Below are 3,882 nucleotides of genomic sequence, written 5' to 3' on the forward strand. Positions count from 1 at the left end.
ATCATGGTCCGCAACCGCTAAACGTCGCAAAGAGAAAATTTTCGTTGTTACCGATGTACTGAAAGTTAGCACACAAGTAAGCAGCGACACTCGCAAGTTGCGTTGTAGCGATTATGCCGAATCGACGATGCGTTTTAGCCTGTAGTCGATTGGACGATCCAGTAATCCTGCAGTGCCGCGTCGATCTCTTTGCGTCCCATCATGCGCTGCTCTTTCCTCACTCCGCTGCGGCGATCAGCGACACCTTTGACGATCACACGAACCGAGCCCGACAAGTCGTAGAGGTGTGCCACACGACTAGCAACCGCCAACTGAAAACGGGCTTGCGGGTAAATGGGAACGTTCAAGCGATCGAGCGACCACAAATTCATCTGTAATCGATGCCAGCCATCGGAGTCGTCATCCACCAGGAACGGCGACATATCAGCAGGCAATTGGTCTATCGCCGAGCGATGAATCTGAACCTCCGCACGACTGCTATGCGGGGAATACAGCGCCCACGACGTCCAGTGATCCCAGTACCCCCATCGCTCCGTCGCGGGCATCACAATCGCGAGAATCACGACCGCCGCTGCAAAGCGTTTGCCGACCGACTTGCTTGCGGAACGGACCGCTGCCGCGGACGACGCTAACGACGCCAACGACGGCGACGGCGACGGCGAAGACTCACGCGGCTCCGCAATCGGCTTCACAAACAAGAACCACGCTTGAATGATCAGCAGAATGTTCCAAAACAACACCCCGTTACTGTGGTCCAGATTCCAGGGACCTAACATCACCACCAGACTCAGGTGCAGCAGCATCACACAGCCACCTGCGATTCGCCGCGTCCGGCGGATAAATAATCCCATCGCAATCAATGCTTCGCTTAGCGGCAACAGCAATGCGATCATCGCCAGCGTGTTGTGCTCGAACCGATCCGCCAGATTCCCGATCCCTGGCAATTCAACAGCCCCAAGAAAATCCTGCCCCACCGTATGAGCGAATTGGTAATCAAGTTTCCCAAGTCCGCTGTACAGATAAACGCTTGCCGCCAATGGGATAAGCCATCGTCGCGCCATTTCCCGATTCATCGTGGCAAAGACAACCGCATAGATTGCACTTTGGTACGCCCAGGGCTGCAGGCGGTGCTGATCGAGCACAAAGGAAACACAAAATCCGACCGCAACGCCCCACCACAACCACGCACGCTGCAGTTCGGCAGTGGCAACGATCGCAGCACAAGCGGCCAGGATCACCACCACGGGAAGCGACTGAATCCAAGGCGGCAGCAAATGGAGCGTTGAAGACATCGGGATTCGTAGCGATGGCACGCCTCCGAGCCAGAGCGGAAACGTGACCAAAATCAACACCATTAACATGCCGGCCCAACACCGAGACAGTCCCCAAGATCCCAACACGCGAAACCAACCTTATCGCAATTTGCAAGGCACGTCGAAACAATGAATGTCGTGGATCGCTCCGCGATCCTTCGTGGTGATCGCGGAGCGATCGGCGACGAAACGCCCGTGATTGTTCCGACGTTTCGAAGCAGAAACGTATAAAAATGAAGCGTATGCGGAATCGGCTCCCGTCGACACCCCCGGCTGATTTGCTTTGCGATGCTCGATCGCTCAAGATGACGGTCAACGCAACTCGGGGGGAAAGCACAAAATGATTGTACGCGTTTGCCGACAACGAGCAGGAATGAGCGAGGAATGTTAAAACCACACTCCTCGTACTCATCGATCGCTGACGATCAGGCTGACGACGACGACGTGAAAGCTCGCTGGAGTTTTTTTCAGCGGTACGGCTTGGTCGTGGTGGGGCTATCGCCGCTGATTGCCAATGCGATCGGCAGCGTTTTTAACATTGCTTACAACCACGTCCAGGTCGAGCCGTTACTATCAATGGCACAGATGGCCCGTTTTAACGAATGTTGGCAATGGTTCAACCTGCTGGTCTATCCGATCGCGGTCGTTTGCTTTGTGACGCCGTTGGTTTGGTTGCGACCGGTGCACAACGCGTTGATCGCTGGCGGTGCAGTCGATGCCAGCATTCTGCAGAAAGCGCAAAAGAGAATCGTCAATCTACCTTGGTGGTTTCTGTTGGTGGCTGCGGTAGGATGGCTGAGCTGCATTCCCATTTTCCCAGCGGCACTGTACGCGGTTCCCGAACCGCTGTCGAGCGACGTCGTCGCCCATCTGATCACGTCGTTCTTAACCGCCTCGTTGATCGCAGTCACGCATAGTTTCTTTGCCGTCGAACTGGCAATTCAAAAGTTCTTATTCCCTGTGTTTTTCCAACATGGCAATCCGGCTGCCGTGTCGGGCGGGGTGCCCCTGAACATCACCGCCCGGGGCGTGTTGTGGATTTTTTCGGCGGTTGTCAGCCCGGTGGTTTCGCTGGTGTTGATATTACTGCTTCCCGACGCAGCCCATCGGGCTCCGTGGTTCGCCGTCGCCGTGGGACTGGTAGCGATTCTGTTTGGATTAGTGTCGAGCATCATGCTGTCCAAGTTGGTTGCGACTCCGATTCACGCATTGAACGTCGCTGCGATGCGAGTGGCTCAAGGCGACCTGACCGCTCGCGTCGATCTACTGCGTGCCGACGACTTTGGCATGCTGATCGAACGGTTTAACAACATGGTGCAAGGACTGCGAGAACGCGAACAGCTTCAACAGACCTTTGGTCGCCACGTCGGCGAGGAAGCCGCTCGCCAAATCATGAGCCAGGGCGACAACCTCAGTGGCCGAGAAGAGTCGGTATCGGTGATGTTTGTCGACGTTCGCAATTTCACGCGATTTTCATCGCACCATTCCCCGGAACAAGTCGTGACCGCACTGAACGTTTTCTTTCGCGAAGCTGTGGAGCTTGTGGAGTCCCGCGGAGGCATGGTCAACAAATTTCTGGGCGACGGACTCATGGCCCTGTTTGGGATCGGAAACGAATCGGATCACCATGCCCAGCGAGCGGTGGAAGCAGGGCAAGCAATGCTGAGGTGGGTTGCCGAGTCACGCCCTCTTTTCGAGCAAGCCGGTTGGCCTGATTTGGAAATCGGAATTGGAATCAATTCCGGCACCGCGGTAGTCGGCAGTATCGGATCTCCAAAACGCCAAGAGTACACCGCGATCGGCGACACCGTGAACGTCGCAGCGAGAGTGGAATCGTTGACGAAAGAATTGGGATGCCACCTGATCGTCACTCAGTGTACCGCCGAGCAACTCGCGACGGAAACAATCATGCGTGATCTGCCGCCGCAAAGAGTCAAAGGCAAAGCCGATCCAATCAATGTTTTTGCCATCGAGTATTGATCAAGTCGCGAATGCAATAACAAATTCGTTCCGGCCTGCGATTGACCAGACGTGTCCGCAGATGACTCTAGCCTATCGCCTTCCAAGGATTCGGAGGGTTTTCAGTGCAACAATTTCGCGTTTCGGCTGGCGTTTGCGTCGAAGTCCGCAAACAAGCCGGCCAGCAGTGGCAGGGATTCACCACAACGAAAACAACCACGCTAGACGAGCCAATCCGCCGGAGTCGCTCGGGTGCTGTCTTTGCTTCTAGTGGCTGGTTACTTCGAGTTAAGATCGATGACGTGCAAATCTACAACGGCTTACGCTGGGTGCGGATGAAGTGAGGCAGCAATCGGATATCCTCTAAAATCAGGTACAGACACGGAACCAGTACCAGGATAATCGCGGTTGAGAAGAGGATTCCGAACCCCAGCGAAATGGCCATGGGAATGATGTACTGCGCTTGCAGCGACTTCTCGAAAATCAAAGGGATTAGCCCACCAAACGTGGTCAGCGTCGTTAACATGATCGGCCGGAAACGGCGGATCCCCGCTTGTGAGATGGCTTCCAACGCGGAACATTCGCTACGGCGCCGGTTGGCATAATCAAT

Annotated in this window: 3 protein-coding genes; 1 reads left to right on the forward strand and 2 read right to left on the reverse strand. The window is 55.2% G+C overall.

From position 1 onward, the window contains the following. Positions 1 to 134: 134 nt before the first annotated feature. The gene (locus ABX962_RS32185) at positions 135 to 1,292 is read right to left on the reverse strand and encodes a hypothetical protein (protein WP_372725767.1); all 1,158 of its coding nucleotides are present in this window, start codon (positions 1,290 to 1,292) and stop codon (positions 135 to 137) included. Positions 1,293 to 1,697: 405 nt separating this feature from the next. Here ABX962_RS32185 and ABX962_RS32190 point away from each other — a divergent pair, with 405 nt between their 5' ends. Then, entirely contained in the window at positions 1,698 to 3,293 is a 1,596-nt protein-coding gene (locus ABX962_RS32190; RefSeq protein ID WP_372725769.1) for an adenylate/guanylate cyclase domain-containing protein, read from the forward strand. 289 nt (positions 3,294 to 3,582) lie between these two features. Here ABX962_RS32190 and ABX962_RS32195 read toward each other — a convergent pair. Beyond that, the coding region (locus ABX962_RS32195; protein ID WP_372725771.1) for an efflux RND transporter permease subunit at positions 3,583 to 3,882 on the reverse strand (300 nt) is incomplete at its 5' end.

This window comes from Novipirellula sp. (assembly GCF_041583735.1).
Lineage (GTDB): Bacteria > Planctomycetota > Planctomycetia > Pirellulales > Pirellulaceae > Novipirellula.